Source organism: Hydrogenimonas sp. (assembly GCF_029932565.1).
Lineage (GTDB): Bacteria > Campylobacterota > Campylobacteria > Campylobacterales > Hydrogenimonadaceae > Hydrogenimonas.
Window position 1 is genome coordinate 1 of sequence record NZ_JAOZPV010000117.1, and the last position, 3,421, is coordinate 3,421.

Sequence of the window (3,421 nt, forward strand, 5' to 3'; positions counted from 1 at the left end):
TTCTGACTTTCAAAGAAAAATTCTCTCTTTTTTCAATCCAATCCCTGTTATTGCTTTCTTCTATTTTGCCGATATAAACATATGCAGTTAATTGGTATTATTCATGTCAGTTGAATAATGCTTTAATTAAATGTTTTGTAAAATGAGTTAAATTCTAAAAATGGGGGCGTATCATGAAACGATTGGTTTGGGCGTTGCTGCTTCCGCTTGCGGCATTCTATTTTTCAGGATGTTCGCAGGCAAACAAAGACTATATTTACTTCAACCAGGGAATGGAAGAGGAAAAAGTCGTTACGGAAGTATCCGACGAAGAGTATCAGAAAGAGATGAGTTACGAGTGGAAAATCCAGCCGGGCGACCGTCTGGAAATCCGTGTTTTCAACCAGAGTGCTTCATCGGTCGGTGGTCAGATGACTTCCATTCTGGATCAGAGCCTTACCTATATGAATCGAAGCGGGGTCGATGGTTTGCTCGTACCGCCGGACGGCAAACTGAACATTCCGCTCATCGGCGAGATCAAAGTCTCCGGACTTACGGAAAAGGAAGCCTCCGAACGATTGATCCTGGCCTACAAGAAGTATTTGCGAAACCCGTATGTATCGGTTAAAATTCTCAATCAACGGCTCTTTGTTCTGGGTGAGGTCAGTGCACCGGGAGTGATCCCTTTGCATAGCGGTACGATGACCCTTTTCGAAGCGCTTGCAACAGCCGGGGATCTGACGGAGGACGGACGAAGAACGGACATACTCATTATTCGCGGAGATCTCAGAAATCCGCAGATACGCCAGGTGGATTTGACAAATATCAAAAAGCTGAAACTCGCCAGTCTTATTTTGCGACCCAACGATATCGTCTATGTACAGCCCAGAGATTTCAAAGCGTTCAACAAAGGTCTGCGGGAAAAAGCCGAATTTTTCAATTTCCTGAATACGGTTATGTCTCCGTTCCTTACCTTCAAAGCGGTTAATGACGCCTATGACCTTGGAATCGTAACGGGCGGCGACAATGGCGGCGGTGTAATCATTTCACCTTCCAGTGGACAGTAAGGTGGCGAGTTGAACGAAAAAACAGTGCAGAATAGTGTCGACGAGATCGATATTAAGGAAATTTTCGCGACGATCCGTCGATACAAATGGTCCATAATTTTCATAACGTTGATTGTGACAGGGGGAGCGGGAATATATGCATATTTGAAATCCGATATCTATCAGGCTACCACTACATTGAAAATCTCCTCCTTGAGCGGCGGAAAAGCGATGGCAGGAGGAGGGGATCTCGTGAGTGCCGCATTGTCGACCAGTATCGGCAATATGGAAGATGAGTTTGCCTTGATGAAATCACGCTTTCTCGCGAAAAAAGCTTTGGAAAATCTCGATATCGGCACGAGATATTTCGTTGTCAAAAAACTGAAAAAAATCGAGCTCTACAAAGATTCCCCCTTCATTGTTTCCCCGGAGTGGATGGATCCGTCATTTTTCGGCCAACAGATCAAGATCAGGCCCTTGGATGCGGAACGGTTCACTCTCTCGATAAAACCTTCGCTCAGAGAAAAAATTTTTTATAAGCTCTTTACGTATTTCAACATGGAGTACGACAAACCGGTCGAGTATCAGGCGAATTTCAAATATGGTGAAAAAATCAGTACACCCTGGTTCGTTTTGACGGTTCAAAAGGTTTTCGATATTCCTCCCGGAATCTACATGTTCAGTGTGGTGCCAAACGAATATATGTATGGATTCATTCAAGGCGGTGTCGAAGCAGAGCCCCTTTCAGATTTCGGAAGCATCGTGGCCGTTTCATTTAAGGACAATGTAGCGTTACGGGCCAAGGATGTTGTCGATGCTGTCATCGATGCATACAATCAGGAAAAGATCAGGCTGAAAACCGAAAGTGCCAACAAAACGCTCAATTTTATCGATCAACAGCTCGAAGCGATTCACAAGACGCTTCAGACATCCGCCACCCGGCTTGAAAGTTTCAAAGCGACGCACGTCATAATGGATGTTGGGGCAAAGGCGGGTACGACGACAGCAAAGCTGAGCGAACTTGAATCGAAAATGTATGAGATCAATACCCAGTTGAGTATTCTGGACAATCTACTTTCCTATGTAAAATCCAACAAGGACATCAAAGGTATCGATGTCAGCTCGGCACAATTGGTCGGACCGATTATCAGCGGATTGATCACCAAGCTTCAGGAAGCGGAATCATTGCGTTCCACGCTGTTGGTCGACTTTACCGAACTGCATCCCGATGTCATAAAAGTGACGGAGCAGATCCAGCAGCTCAAGTCGATGCTCATAGAGTCGTTGAAGAGTACGATCAAGGGGTTGAAAACACGTAAAGCGTCACTGCAAAGACTGATAAACGAGCATAAAAAAACATTGCAGACACTTCCACAGGAGGAGCAGCAGCTCGCCCAATTGACCAGAGATTTCATGGTCAACGAAAAGATCTACTCCTATCTTCTGCAAAAGAGAGCGGAAACGGCTATCATCGAAGCCTCCAAAGTATCCGAAATCCAGATTCTCGATCCTTCACTCGTGCCGGGCAGGCCGGTGGAACCAAAACGTCCTTTGATCGTGGCCATCGGCTTGCTGCTTGGGCTGGTACTTGGCCTGCTGCAGGCATTCGTCAGAAAAATGCTCGACAACACGGTCAAAACCGCTGAAGATATCGAAAAACTGACGAACCTGCCGCTCTATGGAGTCGTACCGAGTTTTGGCAGCAAAAAGACAAAGCCTGCGGCATATTACGAATCGCTGCGGGTCATCCGAACGAATCTGGAGTTTCTTGCCGATACGGGGAAATCGAAACTGGTGACAGTGACATCGTCCATTCCCCAGGAGGGCAAAACAACGACAGCTGTCGAATTGGCAAAAATCATCGCCAAAGGCGGAAAAAAAGTCATTGTGCTCGATTTGGACATGCGTCGCTCAAGACTCCATGAAATTATTCGGGTACCCAACAAGGAAGGCATGAGTACCCTGCTGGTTGGAAAAGACACACTCAAAGATGTCATTCAGCATACCAAAGAGGAAAATCTCGATGTCATTACCAGCGGCCCGACACCACCCAACCCTTCCGAACTGATTATGTCGGAAAGCTTCAAAAAGATTATCAAAACGCTGCTTCTGGAATACGACTACGTCATGCTCGACTCGCCGCCTATCGGTCTCGTTTCCGACGCGATGATCGTCATGCGCATGTCAGACATCAACCTGATCGTCGTGCGTGCGGAGTATTCCAAGAAAGATTTCTTCAAAAACATCAACAAGTTTGTGCAGGAGCATGAATTACGTGCCGGCATCGTTCTCAACGGTGTCAAAGCCAATGCCAAATCGGGAGCTTATGGCTTCGGGTACGGTTACAATTACGGCTACAGCAGCAACTACTACTCTTGACGTGTGACAGGGTCTTT

General features: G+C 46.3%; 2 protein-coding genes. Both read left to right on the plus strand.

Going from position 1 to position 3,421, the window contains the following annotated elements; all coding sequences use genetic code 11:
- Positions 1 to 173: 173 nt before the first annotated feature.
- Positions 174 to 1,046 carry a polysaccharide biosynthesis/export family protein gene (locus tag Q1K24_RS09555; protein WP_300369444.1) on the plus strand — a complete coding sequence of 291 codons (873 nt, stop codon included), beginning with the start codon at positions 174 to 176 and terminating at the stop codon, positions 1,044 to 1,046.
- 9 nt (positions 1,047 to 1,055) lie between these two features.
- Positions 1,056 to 3,404, plus strand: a complete 2,349-nt coding sequence (locus Q1K24_RS09560) for a tyrosine-protein kinase (RefSeq protein WP_300369447.1) — start codon at positions 1,056 to 1,058, stop codon at positions 3,402 to 3,404.
- The last annotated feature ends 17 nt before the right edge of the window (positions 3,405 to 3,421 follow it).